This is a genomic window from Pseudomonas sp. AM8, from assembly GCF_036346475.1.
Lineage (GTDB): Bacteria > Pseudomonadota > Gammaproteobacteria > Pseudomonadales > Pseudomonadaceae > Aquipseudomonas > Aquipseudomonas marginalis.
The window spans coordinates 23,742-50,226 of sequence record NZ_JAOTNX010000020.1 but is presented as its reverse complement, the minus strand read 5'-3'; the positions used below and the strand labels follow the sequence as shown (position 1 = coordinate 50,226).

Annotated in this window: 25 protein-coding genes and 4 pseudogenes; 23 read left to right on the top strand and 6 right to left on the bottom strand. The window is 58.9% G+C overall.

The window, feature by feature from the left end; translation table 11 throughout:
• Position 1: 1 nt before the first annotated feature.
• From V3W40_RS32090 to V3W40_RS32060, 7 genes are read left to right on the top strand one after another with little or no spacing between them, the layout of a single operon-like run.
• Positions 2-841 (top strand): FliM/FliN family flagellar motor C-terminal domain-containing protein, encoded by an 840-nt coding sequence (locus V3W40_RS32090; protein WP_330208569.1) that lies wholly within the window; start codon positions 2-4, stop codon positions 839-841.
• On the top strand, positions 838-1,209 hold the full coding sequence (fliN, locus tag V3W40_RS32085) for a flagellar motor switch protein FliN (protein ID WP_330216352.1): 372 nt from the start codon (positions 838-840) through the stop codon (positions 1,207-1,209). The genes V3W40_RS32090 and fliN overlap by 4 nt, the downstream gene beginning before the upstream one ends.
• A complete protein-coding gene (fliP, locus tag V3W40_RS32080; protein WP_330208571.1) occupies positions 1,206-1,961 on the top strand; it encodes a flagellar type III secretion system pore protein FliP in 756 nt (251 codons plus the stop codon). The genes fliN and fliP overlap by 4 nt, the downstream gene beginning before the upstream one ends.
• 10 nt (positions 1,962-1,971) lie before the next feature.
• Entirely contained in the window at positions 1,972-2,244 is a 273-nt protein-coding gene (locus V3W40_RS32075; protein ID WP_330208572.1) for a flagellar biosynthetic protein FliQ, read from the top strand.
• 5 nt (positions 2,245-2,249) lie between these two features.
• A complete protein-coding gene (gene fliR, locus V3W40_RS32070; RefSeq protein ID WP_330208573.1) occupies positions 2,250-3,050 on the top strand; it encodes a flagellar biosynthetic protein FliR in 801 nt (266 codons plus the stop codon).
• Complete coding sequence (locus V3W40_RS32065; protein WP_330216351.1) at positions 3,043-4,182, top strand: EscU/YscU/HrcU family type III secretion system export apparatus switch protein; 1,140 nt, start codon at positions 3,043-3,045, stop codon at positions 4,180-4,182. Before fliR ends, V3W40_RS32065 begins: the two co-directional genes overlap by 8 nt.
• Positions 4,179-6,275 (top strand): flagellar biosynthesis protein FlhA, encoded by a 2,097-nt coding sequence (locus V3W40_RS32060; protein ID WP_330208575.1) that lies wholly within the window; start codon positions 4,179-4,181, stop codon positions 6,273-6,275. Before V3W40_RS32065 ends, V3W40_RS32060 begins: the two co-directional genes overlap by 4 nt.
• Before the next feature lie 80 nt (positions 6,276-6,355).
• Here the strand turns inward: V3W40_RS32060 and V3W40_RS32055 are convergent, their stop codons facing one another.
• The 3 genes and pseudogenes from V3W40_RS32055 to V3W40_RS32045 form a co-directional block, all read right to left on the bottom strand.
• On the bottom strand, positions 6,356-6,709 hold the full coding sequence (locus V3W40_RS32055; RefSeq protein ID WP_330208576.1) for a PilZ domain-containing protein: 354 nt from the start codon (positions 6,707-6,709) through the stop codon (positions 6,356-6,358).
• 271 nt (positions 6,710-6,980) lie between these two features.
• Positions 6,981-7,142: pseudogene (locus V3W40_RS32050) on the bottom strand (group II intron reverse transcriptase/maturase); the annotation flags it as partial.
• A 610-nt stretch (positions 7,143-7,752) separates the two neighbouring features.
• The gene (locus tag V3W40_RS32045) at positions 7,753-8,235 is read right to left on the bottom strand and encodes a carbapenem self-resistance protein CarG family protein (protein ID WP_442962889.1); all 483 of its coding nucleotides are present in this window, start codon (positions 8,233-8,235) and stop codon (positions 7,753-7,755) included.
• Positions 8,236-8,800: 565 nt separating this feature from the next.
• Here V3W40_RS32045 and V3W40_RS32040 point away from each other — a divergent pair.
• From V3W40_RS32040 to V3W40_RS32020, 5 genes are read left to right on the top strand one after another with little or no spacing between them, the layout of a single operon-like run.
• Positions 8,801-9,247: a TIGR03757 family integrating conjugative element protein gene (locus V3W40_RS32040; protein WP_330208578.1), complete on the top strand. Its 447-nt coding sequence runs from the start codon at positions 8,801-8,803 to the stop codon at positions 9,245-9,247.
• Entirely contained in the window at positions 9,244-10,191 is a 948-nt protein-coding gene (locus V3W40_RS32035) for a TIGR03756 family integrating conjugative element protein (RefSeq protein ID WP_330208579.1), read from the top strand. The genes V3W40_RS32040 and V3W40_RS32035 overlap by 4 nt, the downstream gene beginning before the upstream one ends.
• A gap of 10 nt (positions 10,192-10,201) precedes the next feature.
• Positions 10,202-11,596: an integrating conjugative element protein gene (locus V3W40_RS32030; protein ID WP_330208580.1), complete on the top strand. Its 1,395-nt coding sequence runs from the start codon at positions 10,202-10,204 to the stop codon at positions 11,594-11,596.
• A complete protein-coding gene (locus V3W40_RS32025; protein ID WP_330208581.1) occupies positions 11,593-11,940 on the top strand; it encodes a hypothetical protein in 348 nt (115 codons plus the stop codon). The genes V3W40_RS32030 and V3W40_RS32025 overlap by 4 nt, the downstream gene beginning before the upstream one ends.
• 15 nt (positions 11,941-11,955) lie before the next feature.
• Positions 11,956-13,473: a conjugal transfer protein TraG N-terminal domain-containing protein gene (locus tag V3W40_RS32020; protein ID WP_330208582.1), complete on the top strand. Its 1,518-nt coding sequence runs from the start codon at positions 11,956-11,958 to the stop codon at positions 13,471-13,473.
• Positions 13,474-13,488: 15 nt separating this feature from the next.
• On the opposite strand, the gene V3W40_RS32015 is transcribed toward V3W40_RS32020, so the two are convergent.
• The 3 genes from V3W40_RS32015 to V3W40_RS32005 form a co-directional block, all read right to left on the bottom strand.
• A complete protein-coding gene (locus V3W40_RS32015; protein WP_330208583.1) occupies positions 13,489-13,866 on the bottom strand; it encodes a DUF3742 family protein in 378 nt (125 codons plus the stop codon).
• 83 nt (positions 13,867-13,949) lie between these two features.
• On the bottom strand, positions 13,950-14,582 hold the full coding sequence (locus V3W40_RS32010; protein ID WP_330208584.1) for an RES family NAD+ phosphorylase: 633 nt from the start codon (positions 14,580-14,582) through the stop codon (positions 13,950-13,952).
• Between the two features lie 12 nt (positions 14,583-14,594).
• Positions 14,595-15,221: an integrase gene (locus tag V3W40_RS32005; RefSeq protein WP_330208585.1), complete on the bottom strand. Its 627-nt coding sequence runs from the start codon at positions 15,219-15,221 to the stop codon at positions 14,595-14,597.
• A 318-nt stretch (positions 15,222-15,539) separates the two neighbouring features.
• On the opposite strand from V3W40_RS32005, the gene mobH reads away from it, so the two are divergent.
• The 11 genes and pseudogenes from mobH to V3W40_RS31955 all read left to right on the top strand — a co-directional run bounded on the left by mobH (position 15,540) and on the right by V3W40_RS31955 (position 26,471).
• Positions 15,540-17,354, top strand: a complete 1,815-nt coding sequence (gene mobH / locus V3W40_RS32000; protein WP_330216350.1) for a MobH family relaxase — start codon at positions 15,540-15,542, stop codon at positions 17,352-17,354.
• 516 nt (positions 17,355-17,870) lie between these two features.
• On the top strand, positions 17,871-18,611 hold the full coding sequence (locus tag V3W40_RS31995; protein ID WP_330208587.1) for a hypothetical protein: 741 nt from the start codon (positions 17,871-17,873) through the stop codon (positions 18,609-18,611).
• Between the two features lie 617 nt (positions 18,612-19,228).
• Positions 19,229-20,050: pseudogene (locus V3W40_RS31990) on the top strand (tyrosine-type recombinase/integrase); the annotation flags it as partial.
• 492 nt (positions 20,051-20,542) lie between these two features.
• Positions 20,543-21,232 (top strand): GntR family transcriptional regulator, encoded by a 690-nt coding sequence (locus tag V3W40_RS31985; RefSeq protein WP_330208588.1) that lies wholly within the window; start codon positions 20,543-20,545, stop codon positions 21,230-21,232.
• Positions 21,233-21,262: 30 nt separating this feature from the next.
• Positions 21,263-22,222: pseudogene (locus V3W40_RS31980) on the top strand (chlorinating enzyme).
• 25 nt (positions 22,223-22,247) lie between these two features.
• Positions 22,248-22,517 carry a phosphopantetheine-binding protein gene (locus V3W40_RS31975; RefSeq protein ID WP_179029042.1) on the top strand — a complete coding sequence of 90 codons (270 nt, stop codon included), beginning with the start codon at positions 22,248-22,250 and terminating at the stop codon, positions 22,515-22,517.
• 4 nt (positions 22,518-22,521) lie between these two features.
• Positions 22,522-22,713 (top strand): annotated as a pseudogene (locus tag V3W40_RS35055) (thioesterase domain-containing protein); the annotation flags it as partial.
• Between the two features lie 104 nt (positions 22,714-22,817).
• Positions 22,818-23,288, top strand: a complete 471-nt coding sequence (locus V3W40_RS35050) for a thioesterase II family protein (protein WP_442962888.1) — start codon at positions 22,818-22,820, stop codon at positions 23,286-23,288.
• Entirely contained in the window at positions 23,275-24,870 is a 1,596-nt protein-coding gene (locus tag V3W40_RS31965; RefSeq protein ID WP_330208590.1) for an amino acid adenylation domain-containing protein, read from the top strand. The genes V3W40_RS35050 and V3W40_RS31965 overlap by 14 nt, the downstream gene beginning before the upstream one ends.
• Positions 24,857-25,327, top strand: coding sequence for a YbaK/EbsC family protein (locus V3W40_RS31960; RefSeq protein ID WP_330216349.1), 471 nt, complete (start codon positions 24,857-24,859; stop codon positions 25,325-25,327). The genes V3W40_RS31965 and V3W40_RS31960 overlap by 14 nt, the downstream gene beginning before the upstream one ends.
• 13 nt (positions 25,328-25,340) lie before the next feature.
• Positions 25,341-26,471, top strand: coding sequence for an acyl-CoA dehydrogenase family protein (locus V3W40_RS31955; protein ID WP_330216348.1), 1,131 nt, complete (start codon positions 25,341-25,343; stop codon positions 26,469-26,471).
• The last annotated feature ends 14 nt before the right edge of the window (positions 26,472-26,485 follow it).

The window sequence follows — 26,485 nt, the reverse complement described above, 5'->3', positions numbered from 1 at the left end:
TATGACTGGTCACTCTAAAGTTCATCACCATGTACCTGTGGAAAGTCTCACGCGGCTAAAGCCGCAGAAGTTGGGGCGGCATTACCACAAGGTTCCGCAACACATTAAAGAAGTGGCCAGTAAATACCCCCGTATTATCGGCGACTACTTCCTGCGCAACTACCGCATCAACCTTGAACTGGTAAAAGTCGAGGTATTGGAAACGCGCGCCAGTGATCCGGACTGCTTATATAAGGCCATTTACGGCAAGGTCGGTTTTGCCATTGACCGGCCACTCTTGACCGAGGCCCTGGAGTGTTATTACGGCGGCACCGGGCTGCCCAACGAAGAGGCGCCGCCGATCAGCACGTCCGAGCAGCGCATGCGCAATCGCCTGGGTATCGACATCACCCAGATCTTCGCCCGCGCCCTGCTGTCCAGTACCACCCTGGGCAACCTAGCGCCGCACGAAAACGACTTTGACCCGGCGGTGTGGGAGTACGTGGCCGAGTTCACGTACCTCAGTCATCTGTCGGGCACGCAGTCGTCGATCTTTTTGTATCTGGACAACCAGTTGGTCGACGAGTTGACTGCGCGCTTGACCGGTCCGGCCAGCACAGGCCTGGCAAGCGACCCAGCCAAGCATATCCAGCACCTGCCGGTGCGTTTGGATTGCGTGGTGGCGGCGTTGCAAATGCCGCTTTCGCAAGTGTTGGCCTTGCAGGTCAACGACATCCTCATGGTGCGCCTGCTGGAGCACGCCGAGGTACGAATCAACCAGCACAAACTGTTCCGCGGCACGCTCTTCGAAGAAGACGGCTCCCTCTTTGTTACCTCGCTTGAGAGTGTGAAAAACCCATGAACGGCCAACTTTCCGATAACGAATTCGAGTCCTTGATCAACGACGACGACCTGGCGGCCCCCAGCTCCAACGCTGACACCAGCACCCAGGACAGCGGCGCACACTTACCGCAACAAGACCTGAGTTTTTTCGGCCGCATTCCGGTGAACGTCACGCTGGAAGTGGCGTCCACCGAGATCTCGCTCAAGGAGTTGATGGACGTCGACGCCAGCAGCGTAATTGTGCTCGACAAGCTGGCCGGCGAACCGCTGGATGTAAAGGTCAATGGCGCGCTGTTCGCCAAGGCCGAAGTGGTGGTAATGAATGGCAGCTACGGTTTGCGCATCGTTGAGCTGTGCGGCAACGGCATAGGCGATATCACACCATGACAGCCCGCCACGTCTTCGCCTTGTTCGGCCTGCTGCTGGCGGGTCTGTGCCCGTTGATGGCACAGGCCGCCGGGGGCGAGATTTCGCTGCTGAGTCTGAGCGACACGGCCAACGGCCAGGAAGTCAGCGTCAAGCTGCAGATTTTGATCGTCATGACCTTGCTCGGCGTTTTGCCGGCCATGTTGATGATGATGACCTGCTTTACCCGCTTCATTATTGTGTTGGCGATTCTGCGCCAGGCCATCGGCTTGCAGCAGAGCCCGCCGAATAATGTGCTGATCGGCATTGCCCTGTGCCTGACCATGTTGGTAATGCGGCCGGTGTGGCAGGAGGTATACAGCACCGCCTACGTGCCGTTCGAAGCCGACCAGATCAACCTCACCCAAGGCCTGGAAAACGGCAAAGCCATCCTGTCCAAGTTCATGCTCGCGCAAACCAGCAAAAGCGCGCTGGACACCATGGTCACCCTGGCCGGCGAAACCGTGCCAGACGACCTCAACACCCTCGACTTCAGCCTATTGCTGCCCTCCTTTGTCCTCAGCGAACTGAAAACCGCGTTTCAGCTGGGCTTTATGATTTTTATCCCCTTTCTGGTCATCGACCTGGTGGTAGCCAGTGTGCTGATGGCTATGGGCATGATGATGCTCTCGCCCATGATGATTTCCCTGCCCTTCAAGCTGATGATTTTTGTGCTGGTCGATGGCTGGGCATTAACCATGGGTACGCTGGCTTCCAGCGTGCAGCCGTTTTAGGGACGCCCCGATGATTACTCCAGAAAGCGCCGTCGAGATCGTCGCCAACGCTGTGCATGTAGTGGCATTGATCGTCTGCGTGCTGGTGGTGCCCAGCCTGATTGGCGGGCTGATTGTCAGCGTGTTCCAGGCCGCCACGCAGATTAACGAGCAGATGCTCAGCTTTCTGCCGCGCCTGCTGATCACCCTGGGCATGCTGGTGTTTGCCGGCCACTGGATTGTGCGCACGCTGTGCGATCTGTTTATCCAGACGTTCAAAAATGCCGGCGGCATGGTCAGCTGACGGCCATGCCCGCGAGCGAATCGATTTTCCAGGCCGGCCATTACTTGCAGCAGTTGCAGGTGTACTGGTGGCCGTTCTGCCGAATTCTGGCCCTGTTCAGCATGGCGCCGATTTTCAGCCACAAAGCCTTGCCCAAGCAGGTGCGCATTCTGCTAGCGCTGGCCGTGACCCTGGCGCTGTCCAGCGCATTGCCAAGCATGGAGCGCATCGACCCGCTGTCGGCTAAAGGCCTGCTCACCACGCTGGAACAAATCGCTACCGGTATCTTGCTTGGCGTGGCATTGCAGCTGGTGTTCACCGTCTTCACCCTGATTGGCGATGTGGTGTCGACCCAACTGGGCCTGAGCATGGCGGTGTTCAACGACCCAATTAATGGCGTGTCGTCAAGTTCGATCATGTTCCAGCTGTATTTCGTGCTGCTGGTGTTTTTGTTTTTCGCCATCGACGGCCACCTGCTCGCCGTCAGCGTGCTGTACCAGAGCTTTGTCTATTGGCCGGTAGGCAGCGGCCTGCATTACGACGGTTTTGAAACGCTGATTTATGCGCTGTCGTGGGTGCTCGCCGCGGCCGTGCTGATCACCTTACCGCTGGTCTTTTGCATGCTGCTGGTGCAATTCTGTTTTGGCTTGCTGAACCGCGTGTCGCCGACCCTCAACCTGTTTTCCTTAGGCTTTCCGATGTCGATTCTGGTGGGTCTGCTGTGCATTTACCTGACCCTGCCCAACCTGCCCGACAGTTACCTACATCTAAGCCGTGAACTGCTGAATAGCATCGGCCAATTGCTGCGTGGAGGTGCGCGTGTCTGAGCAAAACAGCGCCCAGGAAAAGACCGAAGACGCCTCCCAGCAGAAGCTGAAAAAGAGCACGCAGGATGGCCAGAGCGCGCGCTCCAAAGACCTATCGACCACCATCTCGCTGCTGGTGACGTTGGTGACACTGAAGTTCAGCGCCATGTACTTCTATGAAGGTATTCGCCAGAGCTTTTCCCTGGCTTACCTGGACCTGCGCCACAGCGAAATGGGCCTGGACGACCTTGACCTGATCATGGGCCACAACCTGCTGCTGTTTATTCAGATTCTGCTGCCGCTGATGCTCACGCCGGTGTTGGTGGTGCTGTTCAGCCTGGTGCCGGGCGGCTGGGTGTTTTCGGCGAAAAACTTCAGCCCCAAGCTGAGCAAGCTCAACCCCATCAGCGGGCTGGGCCGTATGTTCGGCATGCAGAACTGGGTGGAGCTGCTCAAATCACTGGCCAAGATTGCCGTGCTGGTAGCGGTGGCTTATCTGCAGATTATTCATGTGGTGCCGGAGCTGATTGCCCTGCAACGCAGCGACTTGCCTACCGCCATCGGCAGCGCGTTCAGCATGACGTACGACCTGATTATGGTGCTGATGGCGGTGTTCATTCTGTTCGCCGTGATCGACATTCCGCTGCAGTTTTTCTTCTTTCGCAAAAAGCTGCGCATGACCAAGCAAGAGCGTAAGCAAGAACACAAAACCCAGGAAGGCCGCCCCGAGGTCAAGGCGCGGATCAAGCAGGTGCAACGCCAACTGGCGCAGCGCCAGATCAACCGCGTGATCAAAAACGCCGACGTGGTGGTGGTCAACCCGGTGCACTTTGCCGTGGTGCTCAAGTACGAGCCGAAAAAAGCCCAGGCGCCGTATGTGCTGGCCAAGGGCATGGACGAGACGGCGCTCTATATCCGCAAGATGGCCAACGCCCATCACCTGGACGTGATCGAAGCGCCGCCACTGGCGCGCGCGATTTACTTCACCACGCAGGTCAACCAACAGATACCTGCCCCGCTGTACAAGGCCGTGGCGCATGTTTTGACCTACATCCTGCAGCTCAAAGCGCACCGCCAGGGGCGCCGCAGTGCGCCAGTGTTGGCGCGCAACCTTGAAGTCCCCGATGAATTGCTGAGCCGAGCCCGACCATGACCCTACTGCAGCAACTGACCCTCACCCTGCGCAGCGGCCGCATTGCCATTCCGCTGCTGATTTTGGCCGTGCTGGCTATGATTATTCTGCCGCTGCCGCCCTTGATGCTGGACGTGTTGTTCACCTTCAACATCGGCCTGGCAATTTTGGTGCTGCTGGTCAGCGTGTCGTCACGCCGGCCGCTGGATTTCTCGCTGCTGCCCACGGTGATTCTGGTCACCACCCTGCTGCGCCTTTGCCTGAACGTGGCCTCCACGCGGGTGGTGTTGCTCAGCGGCCACACTGGCACCGACGCAGCCGGCAAGGTGATTGAAGCCTTTGGTGAGGTGGTGGTTGGCGGCAATTTTATTGTCGGCATGATCGTGTTCGTGATCCTGATGATCATCAACTTTATGGTGATCACCAAGGGCGGCGAGCGCATCTCGGAAGTGACCGCGCGCTTTACGTTGGACGCCCTGCCCGGCAAACAGATGGCTATCGACGCCGACCTGAATGCCGGCCTGATTACCCAGGATGAAGCCAAGCAGCGCCGCGCTGATGTGTCCAAGGAAGCCGACTTTTACGGCGCCATGGACGGAGCCTCGAAGTTTGTGCGTGGCGACGCGGTGGCCGGCATTCTGATTTTACTGATTAACCTGTTCGGCGGCGTGGCCATTGGCGTGCTGATGTACGACCTGCCGGCTGGCGAGGCCTTTCGCCAATACGCGCTGCTGACCATTGGCGACGGCCTGGCGGGGCAGATTCCGGCACTGCTACTTTCCACGGCGGCCGCGATTATCGTAACGCGGGTCAACGAGTCGGCGGAAATCACCAGCCTGGTGCAAAAGCAGATGCTGGCCTCACCGCCGTTGCTCTACACCGTGGCAGGCATTGTGCTGATTCTCGGCCTGGTGCCCGGCATGCCGCACATCGCTTTTATCGGCTTTGCCGCGCTCATCGGTTTTATCGCTTGGCGCGTGGCGCGTGCAGAGCCGCCTCTGGAAGCGGCGACCCTGGAACAGACCGAAGCCATCAGCAAGGCCATGTACCAGGAGCGCACGCAGAACCTGGCCTGGGACGATATTCCGCTGGTAGAACGCCTGTCGATTTCGCTAGGCTACAAACTGGTGGGGCTGGTCAACGAAGCCTCGGGTTCGCCGTTGCCGCAACGGGTGCGCGGCGTTCGTCAAACGCTGTCGGAAAGCCTTGGCTTTCTGCTGCCCGAAGTTCAAATCCGCGATAGCCTGCGGCTCAAGGCCGCGCAGTACAACATTCATATCAATGGCGAGCGCATCGACGGCGCCGAGCTGCATGCCGACCGTTTGATGGCGATTCCCGGCGTCGAACTGTATGGCGAAATCGACGGCATTCTGGGCACCGACCCGGCCTACCGCATGCAGGTGGTGTGGATTCTGCCCGCCGACAAACCGCGCGCGTTGAACCTCGGTTACCAGGTGATCGACTGCTCGAGTGTGATTGCCACGCACCTGAACAAAGTGGTGCGCGAACACCTGCCGGAAATCTTCAAGCACGATGACGTCGAGCACCTGATGCAACGCCTGGCGGCGCAGGCGCCCAAGCTGGCCGAACACCTCAAAGGCGCGCTGAGCTTTACCCAGCAGCACAAGGTGTACCGACAATTGCTGCTCGAAGAAGTGCCGCTCAAAGACATCGTGACCATCGCAACCACCTTGCTAGAAGGCAGCGAAACCACCAAAGACGCAGTGCTGCTGGCCTCGGATGTGCGTTACGCGCTACGCCGCAGCATTGTTGGCGGCATTGCCGGCGAGCGGCGTGAGCTGTCGGTGTTTGTGCTGGAGAACGCCCTGGAAAACACCCTGCTCAGCGCCCTGAGCATCGCCCAGCAAGCCGGGCCGGTTAGCCTGGATAATATTCCGGTGGAGCCCAATTTGCTCAACCAGCTGCAGAACGCCATGCCGGTGGTGAAAGAGAAACTGCGCAAGGATGGCCACCCGCCGATTCTGACCGTGATGCCGCAATTGCGGCCGTTGCTAGCGCGGTATGCGCGGGTGTTTAGCCCGGGGTTGCATGTGTTGTCGCAGAACGAGATTCCGGAAAAAATCGCGGTGAATATTCTCGGTAGTTTGGGGTAATCACCGTTTCGCGAAATCGGCGTAACGGCGGATATCGCCCAAGGCGATATTCGCCCTAAGGATGTTTGTTCAACCGCTGGCTACACCTTTTTGCTACGCGACAACACCAGGGTCGCCATCAACGAATCCACCAGATCGGTGTAAACCTGCGCGGGCGCTTCGAGTGCAAATCCCTGTTCAAAGCGCCCCGAGCGCCCGGTCTTGCGTGACCATTGGCAGATCACCGACACATCCACCAAACGAAACCGCGAAGCGCTGATCGGCACCTCAATGCTGAGCCCATAAACCTGGCCGACCAAAATCGGCAGCTCGGACATGAGCCGAAAACCACCCGCCGAAATATCGGCAATCAACCCCAGCGGCTCTTCTTGGCCCTGCAGCAGCACCTGCATACGGTTGGCTGGACGAAAGGTGACACGAGTTTGTTGGCGCATGCTCTGCTCTTATATTGCCCACCAGTCCGCCTTCCTGGCAGCACCGCACGGCAGTCTGTGACGACACCCCGCTGGCCGCGAGGACCCTGTGGCCTGAGCGAAACAACAGGCCCCAGGGAAATAGGCGACCCAACCGGCGCAGCATTTAAGCGCGCACGGAAAAATAATGGGCCGGCGTCGCTAGGGGTAAATGCGGATATAGCTTGTCACCAGGCGGGGCACCCGCTCTTTGCTCCAGACACCGTCCTCAATGCGCGTGCCTTTGGCGTCGGTCAAGCTCCGCACGCGAGCAGTGTCCCGCCGTCGAATGGAAGTGAGCAGTATCGATGGCTTGATGAGCACTTCTGACCGGACAAAAAACGTAGCTATAGTCCCAGAGCAGCGGGCCGAAGATCGGCGTGAGCTGTTGCAGCAACGCCTCTTGGATTAGGCGAAGGACGTAATCAAGTAGCTATTCGGTGATTTTTTAAGAGCTTGGGCCAGAACGATGCGCACAAATCGAGGCGGTCCCCATGGACATGTATACGGCCCCTATTAGACGGGCTAAAGCGTTGCCCGGATAATTTAATGTCGCGTCGCTACTGTGAGCATTAGCGCGACAGGGGCTAGGTGACCCGTATTTCAAGCTAGCGAAGAAATATTTTGTTGCAATGGCAAATACTGTCTATTTACTGAACAAAAATCTTTTTTGCGTACTCGGAGGCTGTTTGATGCTCGTAACAGTACCCTATCTCGCTCTGCCAGTGCGACGCCATATCGAACGAAGTTTTCAAAACCTTTCATTCAAGGTGGCAGCAGGAACTTCCTATACGCACATAAAGGATTCTAGAATTTCGCAATCGCAAGCTATTCATGACGCTCTTGAAAACAGGCATAGAGCCTAAACCAAAACAGACTGCGTTGATCACTCAGATTGCCGGTTGGGAAAGAGGTAACCGTCTGCCGAGCTGACCTCACAAGCTAGAAAGGACTCCAGTTAACCGTCCTGTGGTATCACTACCCTTCGCGGTAGTTTCTATAGAGACGCCGCCCTGCCAGTTGAATCAACGCCCAGGGCAGTCTTTGCCACAAAATCCGCTTTGCTTCCCCAGGTGCAACTCGTTATTGATCGCGTCGTTGACATCGCAGTATGCCGCCTTGGAGTCCACACGCTTAGTCGTTTGAAAGAAAAATAATGGCGCGCCAGGAAGGGCTTCTTCATTCTTTTTGAGCTCGTAATACACAAAGTGCACGGCCTCAGGGTCAAGGTAGCTGTTCCTCGGATCGCGCTTGGCAACAAGCAGTTGGGCGTCGCTACCATCTGATGAAACCAGCATACGAAAATCTTGCAGACGACAATCAGCGCCGCCACCGGCGGTAAGCTCCAGCTTCTCGTTACCCTTCGATTCATCGAATAGCGATACCAGTCCCCACGTGTCGTTGTTGCGGGAGTAGAAGGTCACCACATCAAATCCATGGGCGTTGTAGTTCTCCCGCCAGGCCCGGAACACTTGAAAGTCCGTGCCCAGGACTTTCAGCGTGTTGATGCCATTATTGATAAGTACTGGCGATCACTCGCTGCCCACGCACTACCCATGACCAAGGCCAGTAGCAAGCTTGCCGTTCGCTTCATTGTTTTCATCGTTGCCTCCTGCTCAACGTGTGTTAATCGGAAAGCGGAATCTACTGATCAGTTGAACTCACTAATCCAATTGGTTCATAAAGCAACGTGCACCTATCATTTCAAATTTGCCAATGCCGTTTCGCCCACTGAATTCAGCCGGGCTTCTCTCCGTGCTATGAGGTTGGTTCCACGCAATGATCGTGACTACCTGAAAAATTTGACCGTTCTGCAGCTCCGGTCGCAGCAGGGCCGGATACGACTGTGTTTCGTTCCGCAGAGATCGAAGCACAGTCGCTGATCGATAATATGCAGCAGCAAGCAATCTCTGTTCGAAGCGGAGGGATGCAGGTCAGTCCTAAATAGTGATGTGCTTTTGTTGTCCCAAGGAGACAGGAGGTATGTGGGCCGCCCGCGATGCGCATTGTTTGTTGGTGCCGCATCGGGTTCACGTTTGACTATGGCCCTGATCAACTTCCGGGGCACGCGACATGCCAGCATCTTCCTCCAGGTTCGCGTCAGGCTGGCGAATTTTTGGCCTGGCCGTGGCGCTGCCAGCTTCCCTGGCCGCATTCAGCCCGGCCACCTTTGCCACAGATGTGGTGGTCGTCACCGACAGCCGCCACCCGGTCAAGGCCATGGGCGGTGAGCGGCTGATCGAGCTGGACCAGGCACCCCGGATCGAAGCTGAGCTTTCTGCTGATCTGCCAACCGACCCGGAGCGGGCAGCAGCCATCGTCCGGCAGCGCTTAAACCAAGGCGGCACTTACCTTCAGCGCCGCATCGCCCTCGCATACCAGGGCGTCACCGACGCATGGAGCCTTGGCATCACCACCATCCCTGCCGTCGTGGTGGACCGGCGCTATGTGGTCTATGGCGAGCCGGACGTCGCGCGTGCCGTAGCGCGCATCGAACAGCATCGGAGGACACAGCCGTGATTCGCCCATTCGACCTGTTGCGCCGCCTGCGTGTCGCGCTGGCCTCGCTGCTGTTGGTCAGCGCCACAGCGAGCTACGCCCTGAATACCGCGACCATCGTCGGTTCAGTGGCATCGCCAGATTGCCTGGAGTACCAGGTGGTGGGCATCTGCTACTGGCTCTATTGCACCGTGACCGGCTGCACGGTGCGCACGTCCGTCAAAGTGCGGCATTACATCCCCGATGCGGTCGTCACCAGCTACAACAACACTGGCGAAAACCCTTGGGCCGAGGTACGGGCGATGAGCATGCCCAACTCATCGGCCCAGGCAGGTGGCGACGGTACCGCCAGCAACGACCACGAAAACAACCTCGCTAAGTTCAAGAACGCCGATGTCATCGGTCATCCCGGCGTTGAGGTGTTCAACCGGTTCGTATCGTCATCGGGCTACTTCTGCGAAGGCGCGGGCACGGCGTTCATGCCGTATCTGCTCAGCACCTTGGACACGCTCGCCTGGCGCTACAACGTGCCCGAGATGGCCTACCCGGAGGCACTGATCCCTGGGATGCGTGAGGTCGGCGCACGCTCGACGTTGAACCTCTGGGGCAATGTCTATCCGCGCGGCGGCTTCCTGCACCAAACGGACGACCACAAGACTGGTGCCGTGGTGGCCCAGCGTGCGGGCGATGTGGTCACGCGTCGCGGGCAGATCCACGTCTATCAGCCGCTGCTGGCGAATTCGCGGCCCGGCTACTGGCCTGCCGGCGCGCTGATGGAGGGTGATGCCTCGACCGGCAAGTGGCAGGAACTCACGCCCGCCCCGTCCTCGTCCTGCACGGTCTTCCCACGCGGCGGTTCCCTGACACAGGCCCAGCAAGGCGACTACGCCTGGGCGCTCTGGCGGCCCTATGCGTGCTGCGAACGCCGGGGCCAGGTGTTCCTCGGCAGCGTCGATTTCTATTGAGGAGACGGCGATGAAGCGTCCTGAACTGATGAACCTCTCCACCAAGGCACGCCGCCTGCTGCGCCCCACGGCGCTGGTTGGCGCGCTCGCCCTGGGATCCGGCCTGGCAGGGGCGCAGACTGGCTTCCAGACCGGCGGGCCCGTCATCGGCGATGAGGTGATGTACTCGATCGGCGGTGGCAGCGCGGTGTCCATGGGCCGCGCGGCAGGCATGCGTTCGATCGGCGTCGGTGCGGGCTGGAATAGCAACCTGATCTGCGGCGACATGAGCATCCAGACCACGCTGAAAAATCAGCTCAACGGTGTCACGAACGGTTTCCAACAGATCATGAGCAACGTGATCCAGAGCGCTACGAGTGCCGTGGCGTCCCTGCCTGCGCTGATCATCCAGCGCGCCGATCCAGGCTTGTACAACCTGCTCACCAATGGCGTGCTGCAAGCGCGGCTGGACTACGATCGCTCGAAGCTGACGTGTCGCGCTATGGCCGAAAAGATGGCCGACAAGGCGGGAGGACAGCTTGGATGGAGCCAGATGGCGGAAAGCATGGCGCTGCGCGATGCGGTGTCGAGTACAGACGCCGTGTCGGCGATCGAGCGGGCGGAAACCAAGCGCGGCAACGATGGCGTGCCCTGGGTGGGTGGCAGCAACGCCGGCGGCGCGGGCCAGCCGGCCATCCGAGTGGTCGGCGATGTCACTCGGGCGGGCTACAACCTGGTCAATGGCCGCGGCGTGACCGACACGTCATCCATCGATCAGACGAGTTGCTCCACTCTGTCCTGCCAGACCTGGAACTCACCACAACAGGCGATCGAATGGGCTACGCGGGTCCTGGGCGAGAAGGAGCAGCGCACTTGCGATGCTTGCACCAAGACCGAGACAGTGCCCGGCGTAGGGCTAACGCCGCTGATCCAGGAGGAGTACGAAGCCAAGCTCGTAGCCTTGCAGGAGCTGATCTCGGGGACGCGCAACACGACCTTCGGGAACCTGCGCGTAGCTGGCAGCACCTCGCTGCCTATCACCCGCGGCGTCATCGAGGCGCTACGCGACGAGCCGGATCAAGACCTGCTGGCGCGGCGCCTGGCGTCCGAGGTGGCGCTGTCGTCGGTGCTGGAGAAGGCATTGCTGCTCCAGCGGACCCTGCTGACGGGCAAGAAGGAGCCCAACGTGGCGGCCAACGAGTTGGCGGTCGAGGCCGTGAACCACGAGAGCGACGCGCTCAATGGGGAGATCCAGAACCTCAAGTCCGAGCTGGAACTGCGCCGCGAGTTGGCCAACAACTCGCCGATGGCCATCATCCAGCGCCACGGCACGCGGGCGGCGGGTTCGCGCGGCATCTACGAAGGCGACCCAGTGCCAGACCGCCTCGATCAATTGCAGAAGGGTAATTCGGGAGGCGGGCCATGAGCATGACTTGGCTGCGGCCGCGCTGGCTGTTCAGCCGGCGCGCGGCGAAGGTGCTGCTGTGGACAGTGGTGAGCATCGCGGTTGCCGTTGGGGCCAACGTTGCCGGCATCTACCTGGTCGGCAGTGTTGCCGGCTGGGAGCAGTGGCTGACCGCCTCCGCAGGCTATTTCCTGATATGGCGGCTGTGCCTGTACGGGGCGACGACCTTCGGATGGGTCTGGATGCGCCGCCGGCTGCTGGTGCGCGAGGCCGACGCGCAGGCGAGGCGACGCCTGGTGCGCAGCGAGATCGCCGGCGTCCTCGCCATCGTGGCGCTGGAAACCAGCCTGCTCATGCAGGGCTAAGAGGAGAGTCAGGCAATGACGCTTTTCACGACCGACTACCTGGAGTACTACCTCACCCTTGTCTCCTGGATCGTCAATAACGGCATCTGGGCCGTGTTGGTATCCAGCGGGGTGTTCGCCCTCCCCTTCGTGGCGATCATCGTGCAGGAATGGCTCAAGGCGCGCACGGAAGGTGCCGACGAAGGCAACAAGGGTGTGCTCTCGGCTGCGCGCATCGAGAACCGGGTGTTCGTCGCCATCGTGGTGGTGATGTTTGCCGGCATCCCTTTCATCGACATCGACCTCAACACCATCCAGTACGACAGCTCACGCTCCGCGCAGTGCCAGGTCAGCGTGCCGCAGCCTGCCGATACAGGCTGGTCGCAGTCCTTCTCGACCCTCAACAACCAAAGCGCGAAGTTGCCGGTGTGGTGGGCCTTCATGCACGCGCTCTCGCGCGCTGTCACGGGCGCGTCTGTTGCAGCAATCCCCTGCGGCACCGATCTGCGGCAGATGCGGATGGAGATCGACGCCACGCGCATCAACGATCCAGTGCTGGCCCAGGAAGTGGCAGATTTCAGCCACGATTGCTACGGGCCGGCCCGTGCCAAGCTGTTCATGCAGCGCCCGCAACTTGACGAAGAGCAGATGCACGATGTCACCTGGATCGGCTCGCGCTTCTTCACGGACACGGCCGGCTACTACGACAGCTATCGCTCCAGCACCCCGCGCGAGGACTGGCCCTACGACAGCAACCGCGATGCAGGGCTTGCGCAGGTGTCCAGCGGCGGCGGCTACCCGAACTGCCGGCAATGGTGGGCCGATGGCAGCAACGGCCTACGGGCACGACTGCTGGGCCAAGTGGATCCCAACCTGCTTACCCGGCTGGCAGGCTGGGCTGGATTCCTGAGCCGCAACCAAGTGGACGATTCGGTGATCCGCGCAATCGCCTCGCCGCGGCAACAGAAGCTCAATCAGGGCTCGGTCTATACGGACTACGGTGGCCAAATCGACAAGACTTTGCCGAACATCGTGACGCGTGCGGCAGGCGACGTGGGAATGGCCGTTGGGGGGATCGCAGCATTCCCCGCCATGGACGTGGTGCGCCAAGCGCTGCCCATGGTGCTCGCGCTGCTCAAGATGGCATTGGTGATCTGCATTCCGCTGGTATTGGTCGTGGGCACCTACGACCTCAAGACTGTAATCACCGTCAGCGTTGTGCAGTTCGCGCTGTTCTTCGTCGACTTTTGGCTCCAGTTGGGCCGCTGGATCGACAGCACCATCCTCGATGCCCTCTATGGATGGGGCTGGGGCTGGAACCGGCCGCACAACAACTTCGATCCGCTGGTCGGCTTGAACAATGCGTTTGGCGACATGCTGCTGAACTTCGTCACGGGCACGATGTTTTTGGTCTTGCCGACATTTTGGGTCGCGGCCCTGGGGTGGGTCGGTGTCAAGGCCGGGGTGATCGCTCAGAACCTTGCCGTAGGTTCCAAGGAAGCACGTGATAGCGCAGGGGCAGGTGTAAACAAGGTAGCCGGCAAAGTGCTGTGACAGACCGGCCAAACCTCAGTCATCGAAAGGATCGTTCGGATTGTGAGGGTCGATCCTCTGACCGGTGGACGAATACAAGCCAAAGCCCGCCTCGCCATTGCGCAGTTCATCCTGTTGCGCCCAGCGGTGGTCTTTTGTAGCCGAATTGCCAACCATCCACGCCGCCGCAACTCCCAACAGGAGCAACACTACCAGCCAGAAGGCAAAGTAGAGCAGCAGTCCCAGCACAGCCAGCTTGACCACCCACAACGCCAAGGCGGCTCCAACGACCGGCACCCCCTTGGAGACGAGCCAGTTCGACAACCTTCGCTCGCTGCGCGCATAGGCGCGCCATCCACGGCCAACGCTGCGGCCGAGGCGTTCTGCGGTGCTGATGCGGGTTGTCGTGTTCATGGTCGTCTCCTGCTACACGAGGATGCCTATTCCAGTTTGGTCCAATTGATTCTGCTTGGGCTTCAATATGCTCTCTTGCTGCTTCAGGACGCTTCGTCATCCGCTTCCACCGGGCCAGGGTCGGGCTCCACTCCAATGCGATACGTGGCAACGAAACCCGGCCAGTCCACATGGTCAACCAAGTCGAGGTCTTTGATAACCCTGACCTTCGCTTTCGCACGCTCAAATAGGGCGATGCTCTTGGCGGGATAGTTGTTGCGCGACGGATAGAGCACCCCGTCGAACAGTGGCTGGCCGTCGTCGCCGAGCATCGCATGCACCTGGGCGGACACCTGCTGCGTGTGCGTGTAGTCGCGGCTGGCCAATTGCTCCAGGTTCAAGCCGAAGTAGCCTGCCATGACGCCCGGTGCAGTGAGATCGGCCAGGCGCACACCGTATAGAACGCCCACGGCGCGCACCATCCGACCCTGGACTTCTTTCAGCGCGATCGAGCGCGACGTGTCCGCAAGCCACTGATGCTTATGAAACACCGATTCCATCAGCACCGTGGGTAGGTCGCGGCCCAGGTAGAGCACGCCGTAGGCCCGCGTTGGGTCATCGTAGCGGTTGGTGCTGCTGCGGCCGTAGTACAACGGGCTGCCCCGGTAGACAACGCGACTCACATGCTGGAGCAGTTCACCCGCATCGATCAGGAACGACGGCAGCTCGTAACTCATTGCAGTCTCACTTCAATGCACCTGAACGCCCAGCACGTTGAACACGGCCTCGCTCACCTTGTCGATCGAGTCTGGCGTCACCGCATCCACCGGCGAGCGCCCGCCCAAACCTTCGAGCGGTTCGGATAGCGCACCGTAGATCGTCCAGTTGTCGATGCCCTCGACCTCCTGAAGCACGGCTTGGGTCAACTGCTGCTTGACCGGGTCGAGTTGCCAGTCGGGCAGCTTCTGGCCGCGCGGCCCTACGTTCAGTGCCAGCAATCGACGGGCGAGGATGTCCTTGTAGATCTGCTGACGCGACTTATCTGCCAACTTGGCGAATTCGGGGATCGGCAGGTTATGCGGCTGGTTAAAGTTCTCCAGCAACAGGGTGCGGCCCCGCTGGACTTCGGTTTCCTTCGGTGCCCAGTGTGTGTCGGCGTGCAGGGCGGACGCCTTGCGCTCCAAGGTCCGCTCCATCGTCTCCATTTCCTGGCGGACGGGAAGTTCCACCGCCTCTACACGCTCGTGGACGAATGCCTGCAACTCTGCCGCGAAAGCCCAGGCATCTCGAATATCGACAGTGGCGGAGAAGCGGCGCACATCCTCCACCGTGACGCGCGGCAGACGGTCTGCAATGAATTCAACGGAATTGGACATGATCTTTTCCCAGGCAGGTTTGAGACAGAATCAACCCTAGTCTCGTTTGTCTCCTTTGTCAACTTTGTCGCCTTAGTGAGAGCGCGCCTGCCTTAAACGGCGTCCGCGCAGCATAGGCCGAGCGGGCACAGAGGATCCCCGCCCAATCCACATAAGCGGGTTCCACATTGACGCTGGAACCGCAACCTACGCCCCGCTATACCGAAACGGTTAAAGGCCAAAGGGCAGAAATGGCAAGGGAATGGGGGTGTAAGGGGAAAGGCCCTACCTCGAAAAGGCCAAAAGGCCTCCCGGCCGGCCCGCCACCAGGACACCCGCATGCTCTCCCTGTTCCAGCGAAAACAGGCCTCGGTCGCTGCCGCCCCGTCGCCAGCCCCCGCCACCGACCTCCCGAAAGGGCTGACGCGACCGGAGACGGCCGCGTCTTTGCTCGCCACCCCGCGCCGACAGAAGTTGTTGGAACACATCTGGCAGCGCACGTCGCTGTCTCGCCAGCAATTCGACACGCTGTACCGCACGCCTTTGGAGCGCTACGCCGCACTTGTGCAGCAATTCCCCGCCTCCGAGAGCCACCACCATGCCTACCACGGCGGCATGCTCGACCATGGGCTTGAGATCGTTGCCTACGCGCTCAAGCTGCGGCAGTCCTATCTGCTGCCAGCTGGCACAACACCCGAAGACCAGGCCGCTCAAGCCGAAGCCTGGACAGCCGCCACCGCCTACGCCGCGCTGCTTCACGACATCGGCAAGATCGCGGTTGATCTGCATGTCGAACATGCCGACGGCAGTGTCTGGAACCCCTGGCATGGTCCGCTAGAGCAAGCCTACCGATTCCGCTACCGCGAGGATCGCGATTACCGCCTGCACAGTGCAGCTACCGGCCTGCTGTACCACCAGGTGATCGATCGCTTCATCCTTGACTGGCTCAGCGGTTTCCCATCGCTATGGGCGGCGCTATTGTACATCATGGCAGGACAGTACGAGCATGCCGGGGTGCTCGGGGAACTGGTAATCAAAGCCGACCGTGCCTCCGTCGCCCAGGAGCTGGGCGGTGATCCGGCCAAGGCGATGGCCGCACCGAAACACGCTTTGCAGCGCAAGTTGCTGGACGGCCTGCGCTATCTGCTCAGGGAAGAGCTGGCGCTCAATCAGCCCCAGGCGTCAGATGGCTGGCTGACGCAGGATGCGCTGTGGCTCGTCAGCAAGACCGTCTCCGACAAGCTGCGCGCGCACTTGCTGGCGCAGGGCATTGATGGCATTCCTTCAAACAACACCGCCGTATTCAATGTGCTGCAAGATCACGGCATCCTCCAGGCAACGCCCGAAGGCAAAGCCATCTGGAAAGCCACGGTCACCAGCGAGACCGGCTGGTCGCATAGCTTCACGCTGCTGCGCTTAGCCCCAGCCCTGATCTGGGAAGCCGCAGAACGCCCACAGCCCTTCAGCGGCACCGTGGTCGAAGAAGCATCCGGCAGCGAGCCAGTCGAGGACAACCTCCCCACCCCTCCCCCTTCGCCCGGTCCCGTTGCCCCGCCCTCGTTTGTGGACGCGGTTTCAGCGACAGTCGCCGACATCGCGTCGGCTCAAGTCGATGCGATGGAAGACTTGCTGTCGTTGATCAGCGATCCGTCTGCTCCGGTAACACCTCCTGTCGAAGATACAACTGCCAGCCTGCCGCCAGGCGAGGAGGAATCCACCGCCACGCTGAAGCAAACGCCCGACCCAACTGAAGGCCAGCCGTCGCAGACACTGCCCTGCGCCAAACACTTCATCGCCTGGCTGAAGCAGGGCATCGAATCACGCAAGCTGATCATCAACGACGCCAAGGCGCTGGTGCATACGGTCGCCGACACCGTTTACCTGGTCAGTCCCGGCATCTTCCAGCGCTACGCCCAAGAACACCCGCAGATCACGGCTCTGGCCAAGCAGGAGAAAGTGCAGGAATGGCAATGGGTACAAAAGCACTTCGAGAAGCTGCTGCTACACCGCAAACAAGACAATGGATTGAACATCTGGACCTGCCAGGTGACCGGTCCACGCAAATCACGGCAGTTGCACGGCTATTTGTTGCAGGATCCCAGGCACCTGTTTGATGAGGTCCCGCCGAACAACCCATATCTGCGCGTTTACTAATGCCATTGGCCCGGCTTCTGGATCCGGGCCTACCTGCTTCGCTTTGCCCGATCCGCCGGGGAGCCGGTCAGCCGGATCGTCGAGTGCGCGGGCCTGCGCAACGAACCCCTTGCAGCGGGCCGGGAATTGCCGTGGTGGGGTGTCAGATTTTTCCTACACGCCCTGCCATACCCTTGAACCGGCAAGCGGCGGGCGATGACCGTACTGGCCGATGGTGGCCGGCAGTGGAAATTTGATCTCGTCTATGCCAGAGTTTGCCCAACCCGCCTCAACTGCACATAAGGACGATGGCCGCAGCAGGCTCCAATCTGATTGATGCCTTGCGGTTCAATCGCCCGCTCGGGCAGCCATGTCTGAACGAGACGGCCGAGCGCTGTCCCGATTCACCCCCTTCTCGTATTCCCCCGCACATGCCTTCTCCATCTGGCCGGCTCCTCGCTAGCCAGCTAGCGCCGCCTATTTCCGCATCGTTGTTCCGCCATCCATCTGCACCGAACAAGACCGACGAGACCCGCCATGACTGAACATTCCCGCCGCCCGCGCCTTCTGTTTCCGCGTCTCGTTGTCGGTGTGTTGCTTGCCGGCGGGCTCTGCGCCGGCCAGGCCAACGCACAGGTGATCGTCAATGACCCCATGTCGATGGGAAAGGCGCTGCAGGAATACGCCGAGCAGGCCAAGCGCTGGACCGATACGCTGAAGCAATACCAGCAACAGCTGGACCACTATAAGCAGCAGCTCATCCAGTTGCAGCGGTTGAATCTCGGCGAATCGACCATGGCCTACAACTTTGCAGAGCGCCCGCACGACTTCGGTCTGGAGGAGCTGCCCAGGGCCAGCGGCAGTGGTCTCACGGGCCTGCTGCAGCAGTTCAAGTCGCTTGTCCCCCAATATGCAGGACGACGTGGTCCAGGAACAGCTGAAGGTTTGCGCATGCGTGGTGCTAGCCCAGAACACGCAGTACAACGATTCGGTGCGCATTCTCAAGGGCTTGATCCAACGCAACGACCAGTTAGCGCAGCGCGACAGCGGCGGTACCAGCCAGGGCGCGCCGGCGGCCAACGACAAAGAAGTTCAACGCTTCGTCGCGCAGAACGCTATGGACTTGGACTACTGGCAGGCTCAGATGAAGGCATACGACAGCACATCGTCGGGCTCATGGACAATCAATCGCGTTTGTCCCGAAAGGCTCTGAATGACGACAAGAGCAGCTGGCTCGCCCCGTTGGGCAAATTGTGCAAGCCGCCACGTTGGCAATAGCGCTAAAGAACTGAATCGCCGGGTACGTGAGCCCCCGTCAAGACAAACAGGTAGGCGGCAAGGGACGGGAGTTTCCACGGAGCAATGAGCTGGTTAACGAACGCCCAAGGTTCCCATGCCGATGATGCCTTTTGAAACACCGCATGTGGCTGAGCAATGAGATTACTTCGCTAATAGCTTGTCCATATAAGAAGTTTCGCTAATAGAATAGGGACTCCAGATTATAGTAAATCCATTTGGATTATCGTTTTCACTACGTTATCTTTTGGACAATCCATGAAAACGGGAATAATTACTGGTTGTTTCCCCGGCTACGGCCTCGAAACCGCGCGATACTTCTTAGCCTAGAGCCGGAACGTCATCCATTACATAAGTCAGTCCTGCTTTTATCAAATGTCTACGAAATAATGCAAAAAGTCTTGTGACTAATGGAACAACGCTTCGCCGTGGATATCATAAAATGGCGACGTCCCAGCATTAGGTAATGTTGATCAGCGTCACAGAGGGTGAGCAGGGACGCTTGAGGGCGTTGAGTAAAGGTGCCTCAAAGGGTTGAACCCCAGAGGCACGTCTCCCGCGTATAAAATGCTGAATCGGTCTCGTATCGGATTCAGATCCCGTTATCGGAAGTGAATGCTCCGATGGTCATTAAGCTCCTTCGCCCAATTGAGGCCAAAGGCAGCCTCGAGACGGTTAAGCGAGTGAGCCAACGCCTTAACGAGATCATGACCTATGGGGTCAATTCTGGGATGATCTTTGCCAACCCCCTCAGCGGCATTCGGGCGGTTTTCAAGAAACCCAAGAAAGAGAATATGGCCGCGCTAGCACCTGACGAGCTTGCGGAGCTCATGATGGAAATCGCGAACGCCAGCGTCAAGCGGACCACCCGCTGCCTGATCGAATGGCAGCTTCATACCATGACCCGCCCCTCCGAAGCGGCGACCACCCGATGGGCAGATATCGACTTCCACAAACGCATCTAGACAATCCCTGCGGAGCAAATGAAAAAGCGTCGCCCCCACACGATCCCGCTGAACGAACATGCACTCTCGTTATTGGAGACGCTTAAGTCCCATAGCGGCCACAGGGAATATGTGTTCCCGTCAGATAGGAACCCGCGCACCCACGCGAATAGCCAAACAGCCAACATGGCGTTGAAACGAATGGGCTTTCAGGACCGTTTGGTCAGCCACGGCATGCGCTCCATGGCCAGCACCATCCTGAACGAGCATGAATGGGATCCGGAGCTAATCGAAGTCGCACTTGCGCATGTCGATAAAGACGAAGTACGGAGCGCCTACAACCGGGCGGATTACATAGAACGCCGGCGTCCGATGATGGTCTGGTGGAGTGGACATATCCAGAAGGCGGCAATGGGCAGCCTATCGGTATCTGCCATTAACCAAACCCGGGACCGCAATGTTCTCCCGATACGCTGAAGACTCACGTGATGATCATGGAGCTCGCGGCTGGCGCCGAATCCTTTCCTTGCCTGTGCTGCTCATGCTAAGCCCCTAAACATGGGAAGGCTCCGCATTCCCATGTTTAGGGGCTCATTGGTGAAGGACGCGGATCGGTCTAGTAGTAATTGACTCACTGCTTGCCTTTACCCACTGAACAGCACTGAAAATCCGATCTGTTCTTATAAATAATTACTACTCATTGGCTGCTGGAAATTACCTGGCTCCACGAGCCACATCATCCCACTACCCAATGAACACGCTTCACCCGAAAGGCGACTAGCCATCGCCTCAGACCTGCTAATCCTCTGTTTACGTGGGCCACAGCATGAGACACGCTTGGATAGCAAGAAATTATGCTGTTAGGACCTCCGTGATCCCTCGTACGCACGAACGTCCTGAGATATTGACGCAATTGGAAAGCTGCATTATAAATTGGTTCCAGGATCCAATGAGAAAAATGAGAACACATTGAAATCAACAGCAGACCTTAAAAATGCTTTCCCTGAAATAAATGCTCAGGTCCCGCTATCAAGAAATCTTGTGGAGGAAACGTTAAGGGATGGGATTTTGAACGGTCGCCTGGCGGGCGGTACAGCCTTACGGCAGGAGGAGCTAGCCCGCATGTTCGGCGTTAGCCGTATGCCTGTCCGCGAGGCGCTGTTGAAACTTGAGGCTCAAGGACTGGTACGAAATGTACCCAACAAAGGCGCCATCGTACTTCAGATGAATGTTGACGATGCCGTCGAAACATATGCCATACGCCTGTTGCTTGAGCCGGAGGCGTTACGCCAATCAATTCCCAATCTGTGCAAGGAGGATTTCAAACAAGCTAGGGAACACATTGTTGCTATGGAAAGTGAAACAGATTTGGAGAGCCTTGGACGCCTCAACAGGCTATTCCACATGTCTCTATATCGACGCACGCCCAACAAGAAGCTGCTGCGTCTGATCGACATTGAATTGCAGGAAGAGGAGCGCTTCTTGCGACTTCACCTCTCGGCTATGGGGCTGGGAGAAATGGCACAGGACGACCACAAGGCATTAGTGTCGCTTGCTGAAGCCAGAGCCCCCGAAGAGGCGGCCTCTGTGTTGCGCCAGCACCTACAGCGGGCTTGCGACACATTCAAAAACTATCTGGAAAAACAGATGACCAGTTAAAGCACGACCCACAAACCCGTGAGGTGTCAAATGGAAGAACAGGTACGTTCCCCTGACCTAGATTTTAGTCTCAGCCAGAATGAATTGGAGAAGTGCCACCGTGACGGTTACATAGGGCCTTTCGACCTTTATCACAAGGACGAAATGGAGCGCAGCTTACAAGCTCTACGGCCCAAACTGCTCAACACCAAGAAAGCGATCTAGAGCCAGGACAAGGCGGTGTCAGGGATAACGAACCTGTCCAACTATGACCGTCACCTGGACGTCGACTTCCTCGCAGAGCACATTACCCGTCCAGAAATCGTTGATCGGGTGTCGAGCATCCTTGGGCGTGACACACTTTGCTGGCGCACCGAGTTCTTTCCCAAGTACCCCGGCGACGAAGGCACCGACTGGCACCAAGCCGACAATTTTTCTAACGTTGCCGGCTCCAAGCATCCTCAAATAGTCTGGCCGGAAGACGCCCAGTTCGGCGGCACCATCACCGTCTGGGCCGCATTCACCGATGCCACCATTGAAAATGGTTGTCTGCAGTTCATTCCCGGTACTCACCGGACCATGAACTACGACGAATCGAAGACCATGGATTACCAATCCGACGCCATCAATAAGATGGAAAAGGACGGCGTCCGTCGGGGCTTCTTCGGTTATGACTATCGACAACTGCAGAAAGACCCGAACTGGAAGCCCGACGAGTCCCAGGCCAAATCCATGGTCATGCGCCAAGGCCAGTTCATCATTTTCTGGTCGACCCTTATGCATGCCTCGCACCCGCACAACGGCCTGACCGACCAGATGCGCCTGGGCTTCGCCGCCCGTTATCTGCCGACCTCAGTGCAAGTCTATCCGTACTCGAACACTCTCGAGGAATTCGGCGGCCAGGCCAGCCTGGACAAGTTCGGTTGCGTATTGGTGTCCGGGGATAATCGTTTCCCTCACAACCGTTTTGTCGATCGCACCTGCAACGGCTTCCCATTCCCTCGGCGCTGAGCCAGATAAAGAAGGAGAACAGAGCATGAGCAACGTAGGAGAAATCGGCAAAATCGAGTTCTGGCTGATTAATACCTGCCGCGAATTGGGGCTACGTGTGGAAAATGCCAGCAGCGACTTCTTCGCCGCAGGAGGCACGTCACTCAGCGCCATCCGCCTGATTGCGAAGGCTGAGGAGCATTTTGGCGAGGACAGTTTGCCCCCCGAGGATCTCTTCGCACAGAGCCTTGTAAGTGACATTGCTACCTGCATTCAACGTAACGCAAAACACTTTAACGCCCTGACGGAGATCTGAGGATATGTCCGGGCAAGCATACGATGAGCGCTGGCTTCTGGTGCCCCGCCCCCGGATTCGTCCGCGCTTGCGTCTGATCTGCTTCCCTTATGCGGGAGGTAACCCCGATCTATTTCGCAGTTGGGTAAATGGTTTGGACGCAGACGTGGAACTGCTCGCCGTACGCCTGCCCGGCCGAGGTTCCAGAATCAAGGAAACGCCGTATGAGGAATGGTCGCCACTGATCGAGGACTGCCTCGAGGTGCTGGCGCCCTACCTTAATGCCCCCATGCGCTCTATGGGCACAGCTTCGGCGGACGCCTGGCCTACGAACTGGCTCAGAAAATCCGCTATCGCCATCCCGGCCAGACCCACCGTTTGTTCGTCAGCGGCTGCCGCAGCCCGGCCAGCCGACAAGCGCGGCCTTATCTGCATCAACTCTGCGCCGAGGATTTCCATCAAGCCCTACACACCATGGGCGGGACGCCGCTGGCGGTACTACAGAGCGAGATTCTGATGCGCCTTATGCTCCCAGCGCTGCGCAGCGACATGCGGCTCTCGGAAGTTTGGAAAGACTGGCACGAGCAGCCGTTGGAGATTCCCATACACGCCTATTTCGGCCGCCACGACCCGATCGACCGACAAGCCAGCATGGCAGGTTGGTCCATGCATACCTCGAAAGAATTTGAGCTGATCGAGATCGATGGCGATCACTTTTTCCTCGACAGCCATCGCCATCAACTGCTGCACAGCTTGACCACTCGAATGAGGAATCAGCATGCAAACGCTTGAGCTAACCCCTTCAGCCTTGGCGCTGCACATACAAGTCAACCAAACCCACGTACCTTATCCGGACCACCTATCGGTCGGCGAGTTGTTCTCCCGCACCGCAGCGCGCCACCCGAACGCCATTGCCATATGGCATCAGGATCATGAGTGTAGCTATCAACAGTTGAACACCCACGCCAACCACTTGGCGTGGTACCTGCTCGCCAAGGGCGTGCAACCTGGCGATGTAATAGCCGTCAGCCTACCGCGCAGCACCGAACTGATCGTGGCGCTCTTGGCGATCCTGAAGGCTGGAGCGAGCTACCTGCCCATCGATGCGGGTTGGCCGGAGCAACGTATTCATGAAGTGCTAGGCCAAGCATGCTGCGACTACCTGATAGGAAGCGAAAACACCAGGCACGACACCCGATTTTCCCGCTACCACGTGTTGGCACCCAGTGCTGTTGCAGAAGCGACTGAGAATCGAGGCGACCCGCCGCTCATAATCGAAGCCGACGCCATCGCCTACATCAACTTTGCCTCCGGCTCCACAGGCAAGCCCAAAGGCGTGCCTGTCCCACACCGGGGCATTACCCGCCTGGTATACAACGCCCGCTACGCCTGCCTGGACGAGAACAGCAGGTTGCTGCAAATGGCGCCTGCGACCTTCGACGCGGCCACCTTCGAAATCTGGGGTGTCCTGCTGCTCGGCGGCACCTGTGTGCTTTACCCGGACGTGTACATTCGCGCTTCGCGGCTACAGCACATCCTGCAGACACAAAAGATCAGCGTGTTGTTTCTGACCACAGCCCTATTCAATACCCTGATCGACGAAATGCCACAGGCGTTGGACAGTGTCGGTACCGTCCTCACCGGCGGAGAAGCACACTCTCTGCGGCATATGGCCAAAGCCCTGGAGCGATACGGGCCGGGACGGATCGTCAGCGTCTATGGCCCGACAGAGAGCACAACATTCGCGACGTACTATCCGCTCTGCGAGCTGCGCGACGAGGATACCGCCCTCCCCATCGGCTTCCCGATCCAGAACACCCGCGTCTACCTGATTGACCAGGATCGCCTCTGCGAACAGGGTCAAAGCGGCGAGGTTTGTCTCGCCGGACCCGGCCTTTCGCCAGGCTACCTCGGACTGCCAGACGTCAACCGCGAGCGCTTCTTTGAATGCCTGATCGGCGAACGCCAGGAACGGCTCTATCGCACCGGGGACCGAGGCTACTTCCGCGAAGACGGTGCCATAGTGTTTCAAGGACGTACTGATGACCAGGTGAAGATCAACGGCTTTCGAATCGAACTGGGGGAAATTGCCTACCATCTCAACCGCCATCCGCAGGTGCGGCAAAGCGTCATTACCCTTACTGAATCACCGCAGGGCGAGAAGGCGCTGGTCGCTTTCGTGATCGCCGTCGACCCCTCGTGTTGCCCGGAGCAACTGCGTCTTAGCCTGGCCACGCAGCTGCCGGCCTACATGGTGCCACGCCACATCCAACTCTGCGAAATCCTGCCGCTGTCCGCCACCGGCAAGATCGATCATCGGCGACTGCTATCTACGCTTCATCCATCGGGAGAACCCGCTTATGACAATCAGTAAACGCGCTCAGCAATTCCAGGACACCCTTCACGAGCGCGGCCTCGACCTGACCGTTCAGGAGTTGCCGGACTCGACCCGCACTGCCGACGATGCCGCCCAAGCGCTGGGATGCGAAAAGGCCCAAATCGTCAAGTCGCTGATTTTTCGCACACGCGACAATATCCCGGTGCTGGTACTGGCAAGCGGGCCGAACCGAGTGAACGAAAAGACCATTTCGCAGCTGGTCGGCGACAAGATTTTCAAGGCAGATGCTGACTTCGTCAAAGAGGTGACCGGCTTCACCATCGGTGGCGTTCCGCCTCTCGGACATAAGCAAGAGCTGAAGCTGTTCGTCGATGAAGACCTGCTGACGTTCGACGAGATTTGGGCCGCAGCCGGTACCCCTAACGCCGTATTCAGAATTCCTGGCTGTCTGACAGACATCATCTCGGCACACCAAGTGATCTCGGTGAAATAAAAGCGAACCGACTATGCCCAGCCCCTATCTGAGCGACAGCCATCGCAACTTCGCCCTACAGGTGCGCCAGATCCTGCAGAGCCAGCTTCTGCCAATAGCAGACGCTGCCGAAGAACGTGGACATCTGTGCGAAAACGCCTGGCAGACCCTGGCCGAGCACGGCCTGCTAGGTTTGCCACAGCGTGGCGAAGGCTTTCTGGAAAGCGCTGTGTTCCTTGAAGAGCTGGGCGCGCTGGGGTACGCCGGTATCCGTGCGTCGGTTGGGGTGCATGCCTACATGGCCAGCGCCTACCTGGAGTTGTTCGGTAGCGAAGAACAAATCAAGCGCTACCTTCCTGGCATTCGCCAAGGACGGATCATTACCGCCTTGGCTATCAGCGAAGAACACGCCGGAAGCGATCTCAGCCAGATGCAATGCAGAGCGCTACCCTCGGCTAACGGTTTTATCGTTGAGGGCAGCAAACGCTATATCGCTAATGGTTCCCGCGCCTCCTTGATCGTGACCCTGGTGCGCAGCGGCGAAGGCCAGCACGCACTGGGCAGCAGCAGTCTGTTGCTGATCGATGGCGACAGCCCGGGGCTGGCGCGCACGCCGCACCCCATGCTTGGCTGGTGCAGCGCCGACGTCTGCGATCTCGACTTCACCCATCTGGTGGTGCCGGCCTGCAATGTGCTCGGCAAATCCGGCAAGGGCCTGCTCTACCTGATGCAGGGCCTGGATTTCGAACGCGTGGTCGCAGGTATTCTAGCCCTCGGTGGGGCCCACCACAGCATCCGTATACTCGACGGGTGCGTGCGTCGACATCAACTCCAGGGCAGGCCACTCAGCGACAAACAAAGTGTCCGGCACCGTCTGGCAGACCTCGTCGGCGAACAACAAATCCTACGGCACTACGCCTATCAGGTGGCATGGCAGCACAGCAAAGGCCAACTCGACACGCGCTCCGCCTGCATCCTCAAACTGCGCGCCACCGAACTCGCTCTCAGCGCCGCGCAGGCTTGCGCGCAACTGCATGGTGCGCAGGGCTATCAACTTAACTCCGAGGTGGCACGCGTGTATCGAGATGCCATGGCCGGCACTATAGCCGCCGGTGCGAGTGAACTCATGCGCGACATGATCTTCGACAGTACGCCAGCAAGTTGAATATCCAAAGAGGC